Consider the following 18,788-nt stretch of genomic DNA (forward strand, 5'->3'; position numbering starts at 1 on the left):
CGCTAATATCTCTGCAAAGTGGCCTGTTGGTAAGGACGAGAATAGAAAACGTCACGAAAATCTGGGTTCGGGCCCGCGACAAGTCCCGCTTCGTCCGCCCAGCGGGCTTGAAACTGTAAGTTAGACAACAACGAATTACCCAACGAGAGTCGAAACACGTAATCTTGCCAAGACCATTCCACTTGATTAACCGGAATGTTAAGCCGCTCCGCGACTAAAATGCGTGCTTGCTCTGGATTGATATTTATCCATTGAATCGCCTCATTTAGCGCGCTAAGCAATCGAGTTGGCTCGTCACCAACAAACTCAAGGTAAGGCGTAGTAGAAAGAAGATTGAACGAGAGTTGATACACTCCGCGAGTACCTAAATTAATCACTTCAGCAGCAGAGTGAAGGTTGGCTTGATAGCCCATCGGCTCCCAAGCAGAAATCGCTTCAACACGGTAAGAAAGCAAAGCAGGAACGAGATCATTAGCATCTAAGTAGACTTTCTTCACATCCAACCCTTTTAGATCGTTAGCCAGCAGAATGGAATCAAAGTAAAACTCGCTTGCGGTTCCCTTTATAAGGCCGACTCGCTTACCTTTAAGTTGAGCAACATTACGGATGTTGTTTGGCCCCAAAGTGAGCAACTTGAGGTCATTGTCTGACTCAACAAACGACACCAACAAAGCAAGTTCATTGTGCTCGTGACTTTGAAACATCACTACCGATTCTGAGGCGGTGGCATAATCTACGTTGTGGTCTAGCATCAGCTGTGTGCACGCACTACCAGAAACGCAAGGAAAGAGGCTAACGTCGAGAGAATGTTTTTCGAACAGTTTGAGCCTTTCAGCAATAAGAAAAGGAGACGCGGTCGGAGTCAAGGAGACTCCAACCCGAACCGTCGACATTTCTCCTTTCTGCTTTGAAAGAAGAAAGTACCCTGTCGCTCCTATTAAAAATAGACACACTGAACCTAGCCAAAAGCTCTTGCGTTGTAAAAGCAGCATGTTCCCCATACTTATTTTTTATGCAAACGAAACTTTTATTACATTAGCCTATGATTTGAGTTGCACATCAAAAATCACATCGTAATGAAGAAATCTTGCTACACAATTGCTTTAAACGTGTATTCCGTCACAAAAGGTTGGAAATTAACGACATGGTTATAGAATTTGATACAGGTAATTTTGACTCGTCAAAGAAGAATAATCCCAAGCTGGGACAGAAGCTGCTCTTGCTGCCAATCGCAGATCTTCGCGCCGAACAACGACACTTTCCGAACATCGACGCCTTCTAGGTCGACATGGGCTAGGTTACACTCTTCAAAGTTGGCGCTTTCCCACTGCTCAGAGCTGAACTCACCACTAGACAGATCGGCACCTTTGAAGTTAACACCAAATAGGTGCGCGCCATTCCAACGATTTTCAAACAATTCGCACTTTTCCAACACTGCGCGCTCAAAGTTTGTGTATGAAAGATTGCATCGTGTTATGTAAGCCGAGCAAAAATAGGCTTTGTGGCTGATTCGGTTGGTGAAATTCGCCCGAACAAAGTTGGCACCTTTCAAATCGCAGTCTCGCATTTCGATGCCAAAACATTCCGCAGAGACAAATTGGCTCATCGCCAACTGACACCCTTTAAAACTTGCGTCCTTTAGATTGGCATGGTTAAAGCTGCACCCTTCAATCGCACCTGACTCAATAAAGCGGCAGTCAACAAATTGTGCCTCTCTTAAGTCGGCATACTCAAAACTGCAGTTGTAAAACTTACACGCTTCAAATTTGGCTGAGTGAAGCTCTTGTTTTGAAAAGTCTTGGTTTATGTATGTCTGTTTGTGTTGGATCATATTCCCTCCGTTTAAGAGTCGACAACCTAGCATCTTCCCAACCGTTTACACCAGCTTCATAAGTGCATGAAAAACATAACAATAAAAATCGCTCAAATCGCCAATTTAAGCCACCAAATACGCACGCTAAGCCCTCTGTTTTTGTTTTTTGATATGCGCATATGGCTCATTTATTTTCTGCATCTTTAAAAAGTGTTAAAACGATCACACGCCACCCGAATAATTTATCGACATCAACAAACAAATAACCGTTACAGACTTGCCTATTATCAAGATTTTGCTCTAATTGATTCACTGTTTAATAACGATTAAAACTCAATGCAAACAATCTATCTCGCAGGTGGCTGCCTTTGGGGCGTTCAAGAATTCTTAAGACATCTACCGGGCGTAATATCGACCCAAGCAGGTAGAGCAAATGGGACAAGCTCAACCACAAGTGGCCCCTATGACGGATACGCTGAATGTGTGCGGGTTGAATTCGAACCCACCCAAGTGAGTGTGATAGAGCTGGTTGACTATTTATTTGAGATCATCGATCCATACAGTCTCAATCAACAAGGCAACGACGTCGGTGAAAAATATCGAACTGGCATTTACAGTGACGATCCCGCACATTTGTCGGCGGCGAAGCGCCATATTGAGCAGCGTGAAGACAGCGAACGTATTGTGGTAGAGATAAAAACACTGACAAACTACGTCAAAAGTGACGATGAACACCAAGATAGGCTGTCTCGTTTCCCCAATGACTACTGCCATATCCCCATCGATTTGCTGCACAAATACCGAGAAAACTAGTCACCTAATTATAAAATAGATACGCCGATGTCGCGTACAAGCGGAGCTTAACCCCTATGCTGCAACAAGTTATTGGTATCCTATTCCCCGTGTTTGCTTTGATTGCAGTGGGCTTTTCCGTCGGTCGCTGGCTTAAACCCGACTTTCGCCCCATTAATCGAATCAACATGGATACCTTCACGCCGGCGTTAGTGTTTTCATCCCTCGTGTCGATGCCACTAGATACCCAGCAGCTTCCTCTACTTTTGGCATCACTCATCGCGGTACTGTTACCCGGCGTTATTATGCTGTTTTGGTGCCGAGTGTCAGGACTGAACTTTAAAGCATGGGCTCCGCCGCATATGTTCAGAAACAGCGGCAATCTAGCGATCCCTCTATTTACCTATACCTTTGGTGATACGGCACTTGCCCCCGCGGTTTTGCTGTTTGTGGTATCAGCATGTATCCATATAAGCCTTGGGCTCGCCTTACTTAGCGAAGGCAATCCATTTAAGCAGATCATAAGAATGCCTATTTTTCTCGCCGCGGCATTGGCGCTCACGATCAACTTGCTGGGGATGGGGGTGTGGGCTCCCCTCTATGAGGCAACGGCTCTGCTCGGTCAGGCAGCGGTTCCTGTCATGTTGCTTTCACTCGGCGCGCAAATGTGCAACATGAGATTAAGTGGCTTAAAGGTCGGCTTGCTCTGTACGTTACAATCGCTGATAACCGGTGGCATCGCGTTTGCCACCATCTATACGTTTATCCCGCTGCCAAAGTTGGAGTTGCAGATGATGGTACTGTTCTCCATGCTCCCACCCGCGGTGATGAACTATCTGTTTGCTGAGCGTTTTAGTATCGAGCCTGTCAATGTGGCCTCTATGGTCTTGTTTGGCAACTTTTTCAGTATTTTAACCTTGCCGATACTGCTGACATTTGCACTCTCGCTATGACCACTCCTCTGGGTTAGTCAGCATGGTTTTTCCTTGATACGCTTCTGCGCGAATGTCTTGTGGATTGTATATCGCACAAGATTTCATCGATAAGCAGCCGCAACCAATACAACTACCGAGATCATCTTGCAGGGCTTTCAACTGGAGAATTCGGTGCTCTAACATCGCCTTCCACTCAGACGCCATCTCTTCCCATTGCTCTTTGCTCGGTGCTTGATGCTTGGGTAGATAAGCCAATGATTGAGCAATTTCCTCTAAAGTCAGCCCAACCTCTTGAGCCGCTTTGATCACCGCGACACGGCGAAGAACACTGCGGTGATATCTTCGTTGGTTACCTTGGTTCCGCCAACTACTGATTAACCCTTTCTGCTCGTAAAAATGCAACGTAGAGACCTTAACTCCCGCCCGTTTCGCCACCTCGCCAACACTCATATCCATATCCGAACTCCTTAACAAATCCATTTATTCCTCAAGTTTACTTTAGGTATACCATTACGCCTAGATCAGGGATCGCACTTTCGACGTACCCTACATTTTCGCCAAGCTGTTGAAAAATTGAGGGTACGCTGAGCCAGTTGGTTAAAAATTACCGCCGAATCATTGAGAGTTTCCTAAACTAAAGTAAGAATAAAAAAATAGTCAGGAAGGCGAATATGGAAGCCATTGGAAATATCAACAATGAGAGCTTTTCAGTAGACTTAAAACACGCTCTCATCTGGGTGGCGAGGGCGCTCGATTATGTGGGCGTTGATGACATTCACCACAATCATCGTGTTGGATATATCAGCTATGAATGCGCTAAACTTCTTAAGTGGGACGTTAAGAAGCAAGAGTTTTGCTTCTTAGCAGGTCTCATTCACGACTGTGGTGTCTCTCAAACCGAAGAGCACACCAAGCTGGTGAGTAAATTCAAACCCGACGACCCCAGCATCCACTGCATTCACGGCTACAATGCCCTGAAACAATGCAACATCCTTGCGCAGTTTTCGAATATTGTCCGCCACCACCATACGGCTTGGGATATCTTGGAAGGCATTCACTTATCGCCTTTCGAAAAAGATATTGCGGCACTTATCTTTATTGCCGACCGACTCGACGTACTACGCGCCCGACACCTCGATAACGAGCATAGCGATCTCATTACTCTCAAAAAACGCAGTATCGCCGAACAACTGCGTCAATATAAAGGGACGCTCTTTCGTCCGGATTACATTGAAGCCATGTCCGAACTGACCAACAGAGACGGTTTTTGGTTCTCAATGGAGCCAGAAAACATTGAAGCCATTCCTTTGAGTTTCACTCATCTTGACTGGCTCCAGCAAGACTTAACCATTGAGAACCTTGTCGAGCTCGGCACCTTTATCGCCGGTATTGTGGACGCAAAAAGCCCCTTCACCTACCAACATTCAATCAAAGTGGCTGAACTGTGTAAGTTTCTCGCCACAAGGTTGAAACTGCCCGCCAAAACGACCGAACAGTTGTACGTTGCCGGCCTTGTCCACGATATTGGAAAATTGCGAACGCCAGACGAAATCCTTCATAAGCAAGGGAGCTTAACCAAGGAAGAGTACACTCGCATCCGCAGGCACACCATCGACACAGAAATAGCTCTAAAAATGGTGTTCCCCGGTTCAAAAATTGGTGAGTGGGCGACCAACCACCATGAGCGCATTGATGGCAGCGGTTACCCCAACAATAAGCAAGGAAACGAGCTCGACCTCCCCTCACGTATTATCGCGATCGTGGATGTGTTTCAGGCACTGTCACAAGACCGCCCCTACCGTAGCCGACTATCAAAAGAAGAGATCGTCGAAATCATGTACCCGATGGTGAAGCGCAATGAGCTCGATAAAGATGTCTATCATTGCTTAGAGGCTCATCTAGAGCAGTGTTATCAACTGTCTACGGACTTGTCTATGAACGCCATCTAACCGATAGAGAGGTAAACATGTACCACCGCTTGCTCGACAAACTCACCCATTTATCGGCGCTGCAAATCGTTGTTTTCTGTCTCGTGCTGGCATTACCTGTGACGCTATATCTCGCGGCCACCAGCGCGTGGTTGGCGCTCCTTCTTGTTCTTATTTACTGTCTTTGCTTGGCCATTATCTTAAGCTCAATTACCCAGATTCTGCATCAAGTGAAAGACGCCGCGACGCACCTTTCCGAAGGGGACTTAACCCAGAGAATTGCCCACCAGCCGGGCGTGACTCCACCGATTTACCACACCATCAATCGAATCGGTTCTGATATTTCACGGACAATCCATGCCCTAGGCAAATCGACTAAGCACCTGCTAGACGTGGCGGACACTGTGCAAAAGGACTCTCAGGAGTCCAAATCAGGCGCGATTGGGCAAAAACAAGACGTCGATAAAGCGGAAATCATCATTCGTGAACTGTCCGACATCACCCATCAAGTGTCCGATCACTGCGAAACAACCGCAACGGTCGCCAACCAAGCAAAACGCCAAGCGGATCAAGGCACGCACGACATGATAGATCTCGAAAACGCCTTAGACAGTGCCAATCAACACATCGACAACTCGAACACACATTTTGAATCCTTGATGGCAGAAACAGCGCAAATCAGTCAAGTAATGGAAACCATCAGCGGCATCGCCGAACAAACCAACCTTCTTGCCCTTAATGCCGCAATAGAGAGTGCTCGGGCGGGAGAACAAGGACGAGGATTTGCAGTCGTGGCCGACGAAGTTCGTAATCTCGCCATGCGCACCCAAGAAGCAACAGAAGAGATACGCACTAAGATAACCAATCTGCAAAACAAAACCGATGATGTGATGCAAACCATGCAAGAGAACAAGTCCAGCATGCTTCATTCACTCGAAATTGCCTCAACCGCGGAAAATACCTTCAAAGCTCTGAATGAGCAGATTGAGGAAATCCAATCCTTAGGAAAACAAATTGCCGCCTCTTCTGAGCAGCAGACAGCGCAAACCAATGAACTCAGTCAGTGTCTGGATCTGATAGCGTCTGAATCGGAAAACAACGTCAAATCAACCCAGGAAACCTTGATCGCCAGTATCACAGTACGCAACCTGTCAGGCGAAATTGATTCGCTGTTGCACCGCTTTGCCATTAATCCTCATCAGGTTGAGCAAGAAGATGGCCGTCGGGATCGGTTGATGGACTGGAGCGACAATCTGGATATCGGCATCGAAGAGATCAATCGTCAGCACCAAACACTGCTACATTTGGTCAATGAACTCCATCACCTCCTCCATAACAACTATGGTTTGGCTTCGATCAAACGCGTTGTTCAAGGGCTTATTGACTACACCGCCAATCATTTCACCTATGAAGAAACCCTATTCGACCAAGTTGAATACAGCCAAAACCAACAGCATAAAGAGAAGCACAAAAAGTTGGTCAAAGAAGTGCTTGAGTTCCAACGTCGCGTTGAGAAAGGAGAAGAAGTCGGCGATGAGTTAATGCAGTTTCTTAAAAACTGGTTGGTTCAACATATCATGCGAGAAGACAAAGCCTACGCCGATGAGTTCAAACACGGAGGCATCCACTGAGCTTACCATCGCCGCTTGCTCCAAAGCGGCGTATCCCTTCACACCATGATAATGACAAATCTATAAATTAAATTATTTGTAGATTCATCGTGTTACCAACACTCCCAACATTAGCACTCACTAACATTCCAATCGAAGTCTATACTTTTTTAGTCATACTAAAGCATTAGTTATTCCAATCGGGCGAATTAGACATATCGTCAATCAGTGGGTTTACAATGAAAAAGCTACTCTTTTACTCTCATGACAGTTATGGCTTGGGCAACATCCGCCGCATGGTTGCCATAGCGACTTACCTCGTGAGTAAGCATCAAGATTTGTATGTCTTATTGATTACCGGGTCTCCCATGTACCATGCTTTTCGTACCCACCCACAAATTGATTATGTCAAACTGCCCTGCTTGAGCCGAGATACTACCGGCGCTTACCATCCACGTCTTAAGTGCTTTGATACACCTAAAGTCAAATCCCTAAGAGCCCAGCTTATCCTCGACACTTATCATCAATTTCAACCCGATGTCTGTGTCATTGACAAGAAGCCAACGGGTTTATCTGGCGAGCTCTTACCTTTATTTGAATATTCCTCAACGCAACACAAATGCAAACACCTGCTGTTGCTCCGTGATATTTTAGATAGCCCAAACAAGACAATCCCAGTGTGGTGCAAGCATCACTATCACCAAGTGATCGAACAGTATTATCAAGAGGTGCTGGTCGTTGGTGACGCAAGCATTTTTGATTTACCTTTAGAGTATGATTTTCCAACTACTGTCCAGAGTAAAACCACTTTCTGCGGCTATTTAATTCCGCCAACAGAACACCTTTCAGCTCACAAGCACGACACCCCAAACCAAAGAAAGAAAGTGCTAGTTGCCGTTGGAGGAGGCAACGATGGTCAGTTGCTTATAGAGACTTACCTACAAGCCGTTTTGCTTGCGGAGTTTCCTTCTCACCTTGAACACCACATTGTGTTGGGTCCAGAGATGGACGAGCAACAGGCCAATCAACTCACCCAGCGCGCGAAACAACTGGCTCATTTGACCATTGAACGCTTTAACCCCAATTTGGTCTCGCTTATCCAAGCGGCCGATCTGGTTATCTCAATGGCTGGGTACAACACAGTTTGTGAGCTGATTAGCTGCAATACCCCCGCAATTTTGCTGCCAAGGACAACCCCTGTCGAGGAACAGCTTATTCGCGCTCAACGCCTCGCAAAACGTGGGATATTTGATTACCTCAATCCAGAGACGTTAACCCCAACAATGTTAGTCCATAAGGTCTGCGCTCTCATGGAGTGCCATAAGAAGCCGCAGCAGAATGCCGCCATCAATCAAACTGGGATGCAGGTTGTTGAAGATAAGATTTTGTCCCATTTACTGTAAATTGCTGAAAAATAAGGATACTGCACGATGCACCTAGCCTACGTTGTGAAGCGATACCCACGATATTCAGAAACCTTCATCGTTAATGAAATTCTCGCTCATGAACGTGCAGGTGAAAAAGTACGTATTTACGCCTTATTACCGCCTCAAGATAGCCATTTTCAAGACATCATCGCGCAGGTGAGAGCTCCCGTGACGTATCTATCGAGTAAAGCTGACAGGGCGAGCGCATTTTGGGAACTTCAAAAACGCGCGGCTCAAACCTATCCCAACCTTTGGCACGTTCTCGCTCAATACACCGAAGCAAGCGCACGCGAAATAACTCAGGCACTAGAGCTCGCTTTACATATCCACAGACATAAGATTGAGCACATTCACGCACACTTTGCGACAACGGCCACCACGGTATCTCAAATTGCGGCGAGCTTGTGCCAATTGCCGTCAAGTTTCACCGCTCACGCCAAAGACATTTTTCATCAAGACAACGATTATGAGCAGATCAAAAGGAAATTCGCCAAAGCCGATTTCTCTGTGACCGTTAGTGACTACAATGTCGACTACCTTAGCCACTCACTTGGAGTTGAACAAGGCAAACTTGTTCGCATCTACAATGGGCTCGATCTGACTCAGTTCCCCTTCCACCCCTACCAAGACCGTCCTCCTAAGTTGATTGCCGTTGGTCGTTTGGTCGAAAAGAAAGGTTTCGATGATTTGATTCGCGCCTGCGCTATCTTGCGCGACAAAGGCACGCCGTTCAGTTGTGAAATCGTCGGCTCGGGGGATCAGCACGATCGACTCTACACACTCGTCCAAACACTCAGCTTAGAGAATCACGTTGACTTGCTCGGGCCAATGCCGCAGGAACTGGTCAAACAAAAAATCACTCAGTCGGCCATGTTCATTGCCCCTTGCGTCGTCGCAAGTGACAACAACAAAGACGGCTTACCAACGGTATTGGTCGAATCCATGGCGCTTGGCACCCCTTGTATCTCAACCGATGTCACTGGCATACCCGAAGTGATACATGACAATGATACTGGGCTGATGGTGAAGTCACGCAGCCCAGAACTGTTGGCCGCCGCCATTGAACGCCTGCTTCTTGACCAGACTCTGGCTCAATCCATTGCGACCAACGCGAGATACCACATTGAGTCGCATTTCAATATAGATATCAACACTCGTACGCTACGCAACTGTTTCCAAACTCATTCAGCGAGGTCGCAATCATGAAAGGCGCTTATGTGTGTTCAGACAGAGGAGTGCCAGCTTTCGGCACCAAAGGATGCTCACTTCATATACAGGAAGTGATTCGAGCGATGAGAAACAAAGGCGTGGAGCTGTCACTGTTTGCGGCGGCCAGCGGAGACCAATGTCCGAACGACCTAGCGAGCGTAGAGTTTCACAAAGTACGCCACACCAAAATTCGCGATCGCTCCCTGCGTGAGCAGTCGGATATTCGCGACAATGATGAGACCATTCGCCAGCTTAGCCGATACGCGCCCTATGAGTTTGTCTACGAGCGCTACTCACTATGGTCGCACGCTGGAATGAGTTATGGGCATCAACACGGCTTGCCCACCATTTTGGAAGTCAACGCCCCTTTGATAGAGGAGCAAAAGAAATACCGCAGTCTCTGTGATGAGCGAGCAGCGCGTTACATTTCTCAGATCTGTTTTGATCATGCTGACACCATCATTGCCGTGTCGGAACATGTTGCCGATTACCTCAATGAGTTTGCCGAAGCGCGCGGGAAAGTGCACGTGCTACCCAATGGCGTCAACGTTGATACCATCAAAAAACGATCGCTCCCCCACGCTCAAAACCACAAAACAACCATTGGTTTTGTGGGCACGCTAAAGCCTTGGCACGGTGTCGACTTACTGATAGAGGCGTTTTCCTTAGTCCTACGCTTGCACCCTGAATGCCACCTACTGATCGTGGGAGATGGGCCAGAGAAGCAAAAATTGGAGAGCTTGGTTCACCAACTCAATATCGACTCATCTGTCACGTTTACAGGAGCAATTTCCCCAGAAAATATTCCTAGCTACTATCAACAAATGGACATTGCGGTTGCGCCCTATCCAAAACAGCCCGCGTTTTACTTCTCTCCGTTAAAAATCTACGAATATATGGCAGCAGGCTTACCGACGGTGTCCTCCAATCTGGGGCAGATCAACACCATATTGACCCATGGCGAAACCGGGCTTTTGTACGATGCCGAACACCCAGAGGCCCTGCTGTTTTCGCTCTCACACTTGATTCAAAATCGAACGGTCAGAGAAACACTTGGTAGACGCGCCCGAATTGAGGCTGAAAACAAACACAGCTGGTCATTGAGGGTGCAGTCTATACTCTCTTTAGCAGGGGTTTCAGAGGTGGCTTAATGGCCAGGCCAAAAGGGATTAAACAAAGCTTACCCGGGCTGATTAAATTTGCTCAATATACTCAGCCTTACATTCGTGAAAAACGCGGGTTAATCTTTTTAGCCTTTGCTTGTTTGTTCGCCCAAGCGGCACTGAGAATGGTCGAACCTTGGCCACTTAAGTTCATTATTGATCGTCTGGTGATCAGTAACCCAAGTAGTAAAGAACACTTTCAGCCTCTCGCAGCGCTCAACCCTATCGAATACATCGCGTGGTTTGCGGTCATTTTAGTCGTCATCACTATGCTGCGTGCCATTGTCACCTACATTGCCACCATCAGCATGGCCGTTGCGGGCAATCACATCATCATTCGCCTTCGAGAAAAGCTGTTCACCCACCTACAAGGGCTATCGGTGCTCTATCACCAAAAGCAGCGCAGTGGCGATCTGATCGTTCGGTTAATCGGCGACATGGGAATGATTAAGGAAGTCTCTGTAACCGCTATTGTCCCACTACTTAGCAGTGGGCTTATTTTTGTGCTCATCTTATCCGTGATGTTGTGGCTGAACTGGCAACTTGCTTTGATCGCGTTAATTCCCCTTCCCATTCTTTGGCTAGTGACGCTAAGCAAAAGTAAACGCATTCATTCCGTGGCCAAGAAGAATCGCCAAAGAGAGGGGGACATGGCCGCCACCGCCGCGGAATCCATTGGTGCGATTAAATCCGTTCAAGCGCTTAAAATCGAAAATCGATTTGGTGATTCTTTTCGACAAGCAAACAGTAAGAGCTTAAAAGAGGGCGTCAAAGGCAAAAAGCTGGTAGCCAGTTTACAACGTACCGTCGAGATTTTGGTCGCCCTTTCCACCGCTTTGGTCCTCACGTTTGGCTCGCTGGAAGTTCTCGCTGGACGCCTCACTCCTGGGGGGCTCATTGTGTTTGTTTACTACCTGCGCCGCGTCTTTCGTCCGATCCGCGATTTTACCAAATACACCGCTCGCCTAGCGAAAGCGTCAGCCGCGGGAGAGCGCGTACTCAAGGTTCTAGACGAGGAGCACGCCATCAAAGAGAGCAAAAACGCCACGCCCGCTCCAAATTTTATAGGCCACATTCAGTTCTCCAACCTCAGCTTTACTTACCCAGGAAAGCAATGCCCTGCCATTCATAATGTTAATCTAACCGTTCCGAGCCAACAACGCCTGGCGATAATAGGCGCATCTGGCAGCGGTAAGTCCACTTTGATTTCTTTGTTGTTAAGACTTCACGACCCTTCCTTTGGCAAGGTTAAAGTGGACAACCAAGACATTCGCCAGTTTACGCTAGAGAGCTACCGCGAGCAGTTTTCTGTCGTCATGCAAGAGACTGCGCTGTTCTCGGCATCCATTGGAGAAAACATCGCAATCGCAGACCCAAATGCCACGCCGGAACGCATTATTGCCGCGGCAAAGTTGGCGAAAATCGACGATTTTGTTCAGTCGCTACCAGAGGGGTACGACACTCACGTCAGTGAACGTGGCGTGACCTTGTCTGCCGGGCAACGTCAACGCATCGCCATCGCAAGAGCCGCGCTAAAAAACAGTCCAATACTGATTCTCGATGAACCCACAACCGGGCTGGATCCAGAGACCGAATCATCCGTCAGTGACGCGCTTTTAGAACTATCAAAAGGCAAAACCACACTTTGGATCACCCACCGCCATCAATGTGCAGAGTTGTGTGATGCACAAGTTGAGATAAAAAACGGACAGGTTATCGTGGCAGATAGCACCTTGATGACAACCGACGCACAACGATTGTGTGAAGGAGGTTAGGCGGTGTCGTTTCAATCAAAACCTCAAGACAACCAAATTCCAGGCATCGACACTCTTTTTGCTGAAGAACAAGTGCTCGCCCTAGTCAAAGAGGTGCTCGGCTGGTCGAACGTGACCGAGCTCCGACGCGAATACCTCAGATACAAACCAAGCAGCAGTTGCCTATGCCTCTACCAAATAAAACACAATGAAAGGCACTTTCTGTTTTATCTAAAAGCGTATTCGGACAAAGTTAAGGTAAATAAAGCGCAGCAAAAAGCCCAATCTGGCAGCCTTTTTGCCGAAACGCATAGCCATATCATCGAAACGGGTAACCTTGTCTTCAATCGATATCCTTATGACACACGCTTGCCTACGCTAGAGCGACTTGTCGATGTCACAAGGCGCCGTGAGTTACTGCAACGTGCTTTTTTCAACGCTACCGATGCAGACAATACGCTGCTCACGCCATTACAGTACAAGCCAGAAAGACGCTTTGTCGCCAAATTGACCTTGCAGGATGGAACGCCTTTGGTGGTCAAACTCTATACTCCTGAGCGATACAAAACGCTAAGTGTGAGTTATTTAAAGCGTCCAAACAGTCCGTTTGGCAACATCGTAGGTAAAAGCGACAAACACTGCATGCTCATTTATGAATGGATTGAAGGCTCGCCGCTCAATCAAGAAGATCCCATGACCACAGACCAGCTTAAACATTATTATCTGTGTGGAGCGCGCCTAGCGGAATTTCATCATCGAACGGTATCGAAAAAAATACGGGCTGTGGATACCCGCCACTTTGCCAACCTGATTCAAAACCATGCCCAGTCTATAACCCAAATACTTCCGCAACAGAGTTCACTCACCTTATGGCTCGCCGAGCAACTCGCTCAACAAGTCACATCAATTGAAAACGAGAAGTGTTTTATTCACGGCGATTTTTACGCCGATCAGGTGCTCGTCACATCAGAACGTATCGAGTTTATCGACTTTGATAATCTCACGACTTGGTTTAGTGCATTCGACTTGGGTAACTTTCTCTCTCATTTACGTTATAAGTCGGAGATAGGTTTAATCTCAAAAAACAATTACGCCAAAATCGCGCATATCTTTCTTGATGGGTATTTACAAAAACGAAATGCAGATCGACGCCAAATCGATCTGTTTGTTGCAATTGGCGTATTCCAACTTATCTACCATCCGCTAAGATTTGGGCTCGCTGATTGGCAGTTCGCTTGCCAACGATTACTCACGGCGACCTTTGCTTACTTAACGCAATCTTTAGGTACCCAAGACTCGTTCCGCCATTTAGTGGCGCGCTGCCTGGACACACACATCGTAGAGCAGCAAATCAATGCTCAAATGAAAGCGCCCTTATCAATTGAACACGCAACCTTGGTGAGATTCAAAGAGGATAAACGAGCCATCGTCGAATACTCGACCGCCGCTGACAGCCCGGAGGTGATTATCGGGAAAATTCGAGCCAAAGGATTAGACAAACACAGCTTGAAAACTCAATCTACTCTGTTCCAAGGAGAGTTCGGAAACAAAGCCTCAGATAATATTCATGTCCCCGAGCCACTATTTGCGATGCGAGAGCTGAACATGTGGTTTCAAAAGAAAGTCTCGGGGGACAACGTGTTTAAACCATTTTGTGAAAACGTCGAACCAGCACTTGCTCACCAATTGGCGCTTGCGCTATACAAACTTCACAATTCCGAGTTACCCATTAAAAAAGAACACACGATGGCTAAAGAGTTGACGATCTTACATGACGGTTTGTACAAAGTAGCAGAGCAGCAACCTAGCCTAGAAAGTCGGCTACGTGCACTGATCCAGCAAAGCATCACTCTGAGTGAACAGCTTTTAGCATCCGAGTTGAAACCCATTCATCGAGATTTCTACCATGACCAAGTGCTGTGGGATGGACACAAACTGCACTTGCTTGATTTCGACTTAATGTGTCTGGGCTCTCCATACCTAGATCTAGGAAACTTCATCGCCCATATACAAGAACAATGCCTGCGCGTGTATGACGATCCTCTCTTTGCCCAACACAATATCAACCAGTTTGTGACACGCTATCTTCTCCTTTGCGGACACAGTGACGCAGAGAGAGAAATAGAGATCTACCGAGTCCTCAGCTTAATTCGACATATATCGATCAGCCAACGAATTCCAGAACGCCGGAAATTTACTGGAAGTATTATCACGCTTTGTGAGGATCAAATAGAAAATTTGTAGAATAAAATAAGCCAAACTATTTGATCAATATTTAACCACCAACCATTTCCATCCAACTCGTAATAGCCAACAAAAACAATTTATATTTAAAAAAATAGCGAAGATCAGTCTTATATACCTAAACGAAATAACCATTCCAATATTGACAATGTCTATTGTCGACGTCATTCGTAGAATTAACCTAGTACTAAAGCATTAATTTTCAAATACTTTGATCTCAACATGATAAAACTAACAGTAAAAAGTTTGGCTATATAATTAAATCTAAGCTAGATCTATTACATATAGTTACCCCGCTCCTTTACAATCAAAATAATCCACCAAAGACATCAGATCTAAAAATTCCTTAGTAATTTATCTAATGCTATAAGGTTAATATAACCATGCTACTAATATGGAGGTGCCAACTGAATGACTAGCCCATTACCTAGACGGCTAAGATCTATTAGAAAACAACAAGGAATAACCCAGGAAGAGCTGGGAAATAAACTAGGGATGGAGCCGGCAGGCGCAAGTGCACGAATCAGTCAATACGAAACAGGAAAACATGCTCCAGATTACGCCACCATAAAGCGTATTTCTGAAGTGCTTAATGCACCTGTTGCCTATTTCTATTGTGAAGATGACTTAATGGCAGAGATCGTAATTCAAGTGTCGAGCTTACACACACTCACCAAAATTGAAATACTCGATTTTATCGACACTTATGACCCCGCCAATTAGTCGACTGGCATAAGGCAGGCAACCAACAATAAGCCAACGTTCTTTTGCCACTAGATCGATCACTTTGTATGTGCGCGGCTAAGTCTCAGCAATGTTAGAGGCGAGAGAAGACAGAGTGTTGGCTCAACCAAACTAAAGGGGTTACACCCGTTTTCTCTCTCCATCTATTACCTTCTCGATGTCTTAGCCTAGACTATAACTATGGCGTTAAAAACTATAAGAAATAATCAATATTATGAAGATTCAAAGCTTTCTTTTATCTCTGCTTGCACTGCTCAACACCAGCTGCTCTCCTGAGAAAAGCAGCATCAAACTCGGGGCTGTACTGCCGCTAACTGGCACCTTTGCAATCTATGGTGAACAAGCCTTAAAGGGTGCGCAACTTGCGGTTGATGAAATCAATGCCAATGGGGGCGTTTTAGGACGTCCACTTGAGCTGATTGTCCGCGACAACCAAACCAACCCAGCGAAAAGCGTTAAGCTCAGCCGAGAGCTGATTCAACAGTACCAAGTATTCTCGCTCCTCGGCCCAGTTAGTAGTGCTTCACGCTACGCCATGACGGAAGTCGCAGAAGAGTTCCAAACCCCTCTTTTTTACGGTATTGATTATGAAGGACGCCATTTTAGCCGTTACCTCATTTGCTACAGTACCATTCCTGAACACTACATTGAGCCAATTGTTCCTTACCTAGTTAACAATGTCGGCGACAACTTTTACATTTTCGGCTACGACTACATATGGCCGCACCGTATGTCAGAACGCATTATTGAGTCGGTAGAAAAGCACAACGGCAAGGTATCAAATACCGAATTCACGGCCTTTGGTGTCGGAGACTACACGCCAGTTTTTGAGCGAATTAAGCAATCACAAGCAAACAACCTCATGCTGATTTTGCCCGGTCAAGACGGCTTCAACTTCCTCAATCAAATGGCATCATTCGATTTTGAACGCGAGATACAGGTCGTCGCTTTTGCTGCAGATGAAACCTACCTAACTAACCTTCCCTCCTCTGCGCTCGACGGCGTGCTCACTGCATTGCACTTTTTCAGTAGCTTAGAGGCAACCGCCGCCCAATCTTTTGTTACCAACTATCAAAAACACTTTGGCCAAGAGTCGGTGGTGACCTATTCCAGTAAAGCGCATTACGATCTGATCTATCTGATTGCTGCCTCACTCGAAGAGGTAGGAGAAGTCGACAAAGAAAAGCTGATCGATGCTTTGCCTAATACCACCCTGTATCTTGGTGATTCGGAGCTTAGAGTGAGAGAAGACCACCACGTCGATCTCCCTATGTATCTGGCGCAGTTTCGTGATGGATCTCTATCCGTGATTAAAAACCTTGGCACCATCCGACCCGGCGATCAGCGAAGTAAGAGTGCTAATGAATAAACTGCGGACCAAAGTCTTTTTCATTCTTCTCCCGCTGGCGGCGAGCATACTCGGTTTTGGTTATGCGTATTATCAATCTCGAGAAACGTTAACCATCGATCATATATTCCGCTCGAGTCAGCTTTCCGCGCTGTTGGGTGCCAATGAGATCAGCCACTATATCGAGGGCAGGTTCACCGAGTTTGATCGCCTAAGTTCAGCAATGTCACTTTGCCAAGAACCATCAATATCTTGGGCAGAGGCCTCTTCCAATGCGCTTAGCTTTAGTCGCGGTTTTTCGGCGCTGATGATTTCAGACCTATCAGGAAGGGTGCAAAACTTTCACCTTTCTTCCAATAAGAGTAATCGCTACATACTGAGGCAAGACCTCAGAAATGCTCGAGTATTACCTGCGGAAACCATTGAGTTGCTCAATGGCGCCTTTGAAGAGTGGCAAGTTAATTACCCAAGGAATATCGCGCTAGAACAAAGTACATTGAAGAAACTCAACGAACTGCAAGAACATGGTGAAGCTAACTCTCAAGCGAATCGAGACCTAAGCAATCAACTGAGCAGATTGCGAGAGAAACGAAATCTTCCCAAACAAGTCGTCAACCTCGCCTCAAGCGAAGTGGTGTCTCGCCTTGGTCTGATCTTCGACAATGAAACCTACTTTTTCTCAAGACCTTTAATCGACTGCAATAAGGAACTTATCGGGTATTACACGGCTGTTCTGGATCGAACGCTTATCGAAGACCAACTTTTCGACATTAAACGCTCACTCACCGAGAGTGGTTTAGAGTATGTCGATGTTTTCGTTGTGCGAAATGATAGCCTGGCCTCTCTGTCACGCTCTAACTACATGCGCTTAGATCAGCTCAAGCGAAACGGGCTGAATGAAGTTATAGAGCCCGTGTTTCGAGAAGATCTTGGGGGCATCATGATCAACCAGCCGATTGGAATCAATATCAAGCAACACCTTGTCTTTCATGACAGTATCAATCTCAAAAACGGCAAGCACTCCGTCACTCTCGTCGTCTTTGTCTCCAAGCAAGAAATTGATAAGCAAAACCAAACTCTGATTCGTGAAATCTCAGTGTATTTAGTATTAGCTGCGCTGTTATTTGTTGGGCTCATCAGCTATCTGTCTCACTATATCGCCTCACCGATTACTGATCTTCGAAGGCGAATTTCAACGTTATCACGCATGGGGAAAGCCGATACAAAGTTCAGCAATCGCGACGATGAGATCGGTGATTTGTTTCAAGCATTCTCGGATATGGCGTCCAAGATAAAACAAAAAGAAATGCAGCTTACTCGGTTAGCTCGTGAAGACCCACTCACAGGCATACTCAATCGACGCGCGCTGGTTGACGGAGCCGAAGAGATACGCCGCCTCGCCAGTTCTTGTTACATCTGTATGATGGATTTAGACCACTTCAAACAAATTAATGACCAGTGTGGCCACTCTGTGGGTGACGATGTACTGGTCGCATTTTGTGACGCGGTCGCTAAGGAAACTCGAGAATCGGATATGTTTGGCCGACTTGGCGGGGAAGAGTTCGCTCTATTGTTGCCAAACACCACACTGCACGAAGCGGCACAAATCGCTGAGAGAATTCGCGTCCGGGTTGAACGTGATCTCGCGGAGAAGCTCTGTTCTAGCCACCCCCTCCCTGTAACCGTCAGTATGGGGTTGGTCAGTTGGCCTAACGAAAAAGCATTCACCCAAGTTCTAGACCACGCAGACAAACTGCTCTACAAAGCCAAACAAAGTGGCAGAAATCAGATCGTCGCAGAATAAAAAACTCGCCACGTGTG

General features: G+C 46.5%; 15 protein-coding genes. 12 read left to right on the top strand and 3 right to left on the bottom strand.

Annotated features, from left to right (window positions below; translation table 11 throughout):
- Window positions 1-2: 2 nt before the first annotated feature.
- Window positions 3-1,001, bottom strand: a complete 999-nt coding sequence (locus tag RJ47_RS02130) for an ABC transporter substrate-binding protein (RefSeq protein ID WP_156143291.1) — start codon at window positions 999-1,001, stop codon at window positions 3-5.
- Window positions 1,002-1,180: 179 nt separating this feature from the next.
- A complete protein-coding gene (locus RJ47_RS02135) occupies window positions 1,181-1,831 on the bottom strand; it encodes a Qnr family pentapeptide repeat protein (RefSeq protein WP_039480940.1) in 651 nt (216 codons plus the stop codon).
- A 318-nt stretch (window positions 1,832-2,149) separates the two neighbouring features.
- On the opposite strand from RJ47_RS02135, the gene RJ47_RS02140 reads away from it, so the two are divergent.
- The gene (locus RJ47_RS02140) at window positions 2,150-2,626 is read left to right on the top strand and encodes a peptide-methionine (S)-S-oxide reductase (RefSeq protein WP_039480943.1); all 477 of its coding nucleotides are present in this window, start codon (window positions 2,150-2,152) and stop codon (window positions 2,624-2,626) included.
- 56 nt (window positions 2,627-2,682) lie between these two features.
- Entirely contained in the window at window positions 2,683-3,558 is an 876-nt protein-coding gene (locus RJ47_RS02145) for an AEC family transporter (RefSeq protein ID WP_039480946.1), read from the top strand.
- Here RJ47_RS02145 and soxR read toward each other — a convergent pair.
- Window positions 3,553-3,996 carry a redox-sensitive transcriptional activator SoxR gene (gene soxR / locus RJ47_RS02150; RefSeq protein ID WP_038136366.1) on the bottom strand — a complete coding sequence of 148 codons (444 nt, stop codon included), beginning with the start codon at window positions 3,994-3,996 and terminating at the stop codon, window positions 3,553-3,555. The genes RJ47_RS02145 and soxR overlap by 6 nt on opposite strands.
- 215 nt (window positions 3,997-4,211) lie before the next feature.
- Here soxR and RJ47_RS02155 point away from each other — a divergent pair, with 215 nt between their 5' ends.
- The 10 genes from RJ47_RS02155 (at window position 4,212) to RJ47_RS02200 (ending at window position 18,771) form a co-directional block, all read left to right on the top strand.
- On the top strand, window positions 4,212-5,489 hold the full coding sequence (locus RJ47_RS02155; RefSeq protein ID WP_039480950.1) for an HD-GYP domain-containing protein: 1,278 nt from the start codon (window positions 4,212-4,214) through the stop codon (window positions 5,487-5,489).
- A gap of 17 nt (window positions 5,490-5,506) precedes the next feature.
- Entirely contained in the window at window positions 5,507-7,099 is a 1,593-nt protein-coding gene (locus tag RJ47_RS02160) for a bacteriohemerythrin (RefSeq protein WP_039480953.1), read from the top strand.
- A 218-nt stretch (window positions 7,100-7,317) separates the two neighbouring features.
- Window positions 7,318-8,481, top strand: a complete 1,164-nt coding sequence (locus tag RJ47_RS02165; protein ID WP_052237896.1) for a glycosyltransferase family protein — start codon at window positions 7,318-7,320, stop codon at window positions 8,479-8,481.
- A gap of 27 nt (window positions 8,482-8,508) precedes the next feature.
- On the top strand, window positions 8,509-9,711 hold the full coding sequence (locus RJ47_RS02170) for a glycosyltransferase (RefSeq protein ID WP_039480956.1): 1,203 nt from the start codon (window positions 8,509-8,511) through the stop codon (window positions 9,709-9,711).
- Window positions 9,708-10,865 (top strand): glycosyltransferase family 4 protein, encoded by a 1,158-nt coding sequence (locus tag RJ47_RS02175; RefSeq protein ID WP_039480959.1) that lies wholly within the window; start codon window positions 9,708-9,710, stop codon window positions 10,863-10,865. The genes RJ47_RS02170 and RJ47_RS02175 overlap by 4 nt, the downstream gene beginning before the upstream one ends.
- Complete coding sequence (locus tag RJ47_RS02180; RefSeq protein ID WP_052237897.1) at window positions 10,865-12,652, top strand: ABC transporter ATP-binding protein; 1,788 nt, start codon at window positions 10,865-10,867, stop codon at window positions 12,650-12,652. Before RJ47_RS02175 ends, RJ47_RS02180 begins: the two co-directional genes overlap by 1 nt.
- A gap of 3 nt (window positions 12,653-12,655) precedes the next feature.
- Entirely contained in the window at window positions 12,656-14,875 is a 2,220-nt protein-coding gene (locus RJ47_RS20670) for a phosphotransferase (RefSeq protein ID WP_052237898.1), read from the top strand.
- A gap of 411 nt (window positions 14,876-15,286) precedes the next feature.
- On the top strand, window positions 15,287-15,598 hold the full coding sequence (locus tag RJ47_RS02190) for a helix-turn-helix domain-containing protein (protein ID WP_038136351.1): 312 nt from the start codon (window positions 15,287-15,289) through the stop codon (window positions 15,596-15,598).
- A 235-nt stretch (window positions 15,599-15,833) separates the two neighbouring features.
- Complete coding sequence (locus RJ47_RS02195; RefSeq protein ID WP_231565926.1) at window positions 15,834-16,988, top strand: substrate-binding protein; 1,155 nt, start codon at window positions 15,834-15,836, stop codon at window positions 16,986-16,988.
- Window positions 16,981-18,771, top strand: coding sequence for a GGDEF domain-containing protein (locus RJ47_RS02200; protein WP_039480965.1), 1,791 nt, complete (start codon window positions 16,981-16,983; stop codon window positions 18,769-18,771). The genes RJ47_RS02195 and RJ47_RS02200 overlap by 8 nt, the downstream gene beginning before the upstream one ends.
- The last annotated feature ends 17 nt before the right edge of the window (window positions 18,772-18,788 follow it).

Origin of the sequence: Vibrio sinaloensis (assembly GCF_000808535.1) — a bacterium.
In the GTDB taxonomy this organism is placed as follows: domain Bacteria; phylum Pseudomonadota; class Gammaproteobacteria; order Enterobacterales; family Vibrionaceae; genus Vibrio; species Vibrio sinaloensis_D.

Excerpts from the sequence above, each read along its gene's own strand:
- RJ47_RS02130 (WP_156143291.1), bottom strand. The coding sequence starts at position 1,001 with ATGGGGAACATGCTGCTTTTACAACGCAAGAGCTTTTGGCTAGGTTCA.
- RJ47_RS02135 (WP_039480940.1), bottom strand. The coding sequence starts at position 1,831 with ATGATCCAACACAAACAGACATACATAAACCAAGACTTTTCAAAACAA.
- RJ47_RS02140 (WP_039480943.1), top strand. The coding sequence starts at position 2,150 with ATGCAAACAATCTATCTCGCAGGTGGCTGCCTTTGGGGCGTTCAAGAA.
- RJ47_RS02145 (WP_039480946.1), top strand. The coding sequence starts at position 2,683 with ATGCTGCAACAAGTTATTGGTATCCTATTCCCCGTGTTTGCTTTGATT.
- soxR (WP_038136366.1), bottom strand. The coding sequence starts at position 3,996 with ATGGATATGAGTGTTGGCGAGGTGGCGAAACGGGCGGGAGTTAAGGTC.
- RJ47_RS02155 (WP_039480950.1), top strand. The coding sequence starts at position 4,212 with ATGGAAGCCATTGGAAATATCAACAATGAGAGCTTTTCAGTAGACTTA.
- RJ47_RS02160 (WP_039480953.1), top strand. The coding sequence starts at position 5,507 with ATGTACCACCGCTTGCTCGACAAACTCACCCATTTATCGGCGCTGCAA.
- RJ47_RS02165 (WP_052237896.1), top strand. The coding sequence starts at position 7,318 with ATGAAAAAGCTACTCTTTTACTCTCATGACAGTTATGGCTTGGGCAAC.
- RJ47_RS02170 (WP_039480956.1), top strand. The coding sequence starts at position 8,509 with ATGCACCTAGCCTACGTTGTGAAGCGATACCCACGATATTCAGAAACC.
- RJ47_RS02175 (WP_039480959.1), top strand. The coding sequence starts at position 9,708 with ATGAAAGGCGCTTATGTGTGTTCAGACAGAGGAGTGCCAGCTTTCGGC.
- RJ47_RS02180 (WP_052237897.1), top strand. The coding sequence starts at position 10,865 with ATGGCCAGGCCAAAAGGGATTAAACAAAGCTTACCCGGGCTGATTAAA.
- RJ47_RS02190 (WP_038136351.1), top strand. The coding sequence starts at position 15,287 with ATGACTAGCCCATTACCTAGACGGCTAAGATCTATTAGAAAACAACAA.
- RJ47_RS02195 (WP_231565926.1), top strand. The coding sequence starts at position 15,834 with ATGAAGATTCAAAGCTTTCTTTTATCTCTGCTTGCACTGCTCAACACC.
- RJ47_RS02200 (WP_039480965.1), top strand. The coding sequence starts at position 16,981 with ATGAATAAACTGCGGACCAAAGTCTTTTTCATTCTTCTCCCGCTGGCG.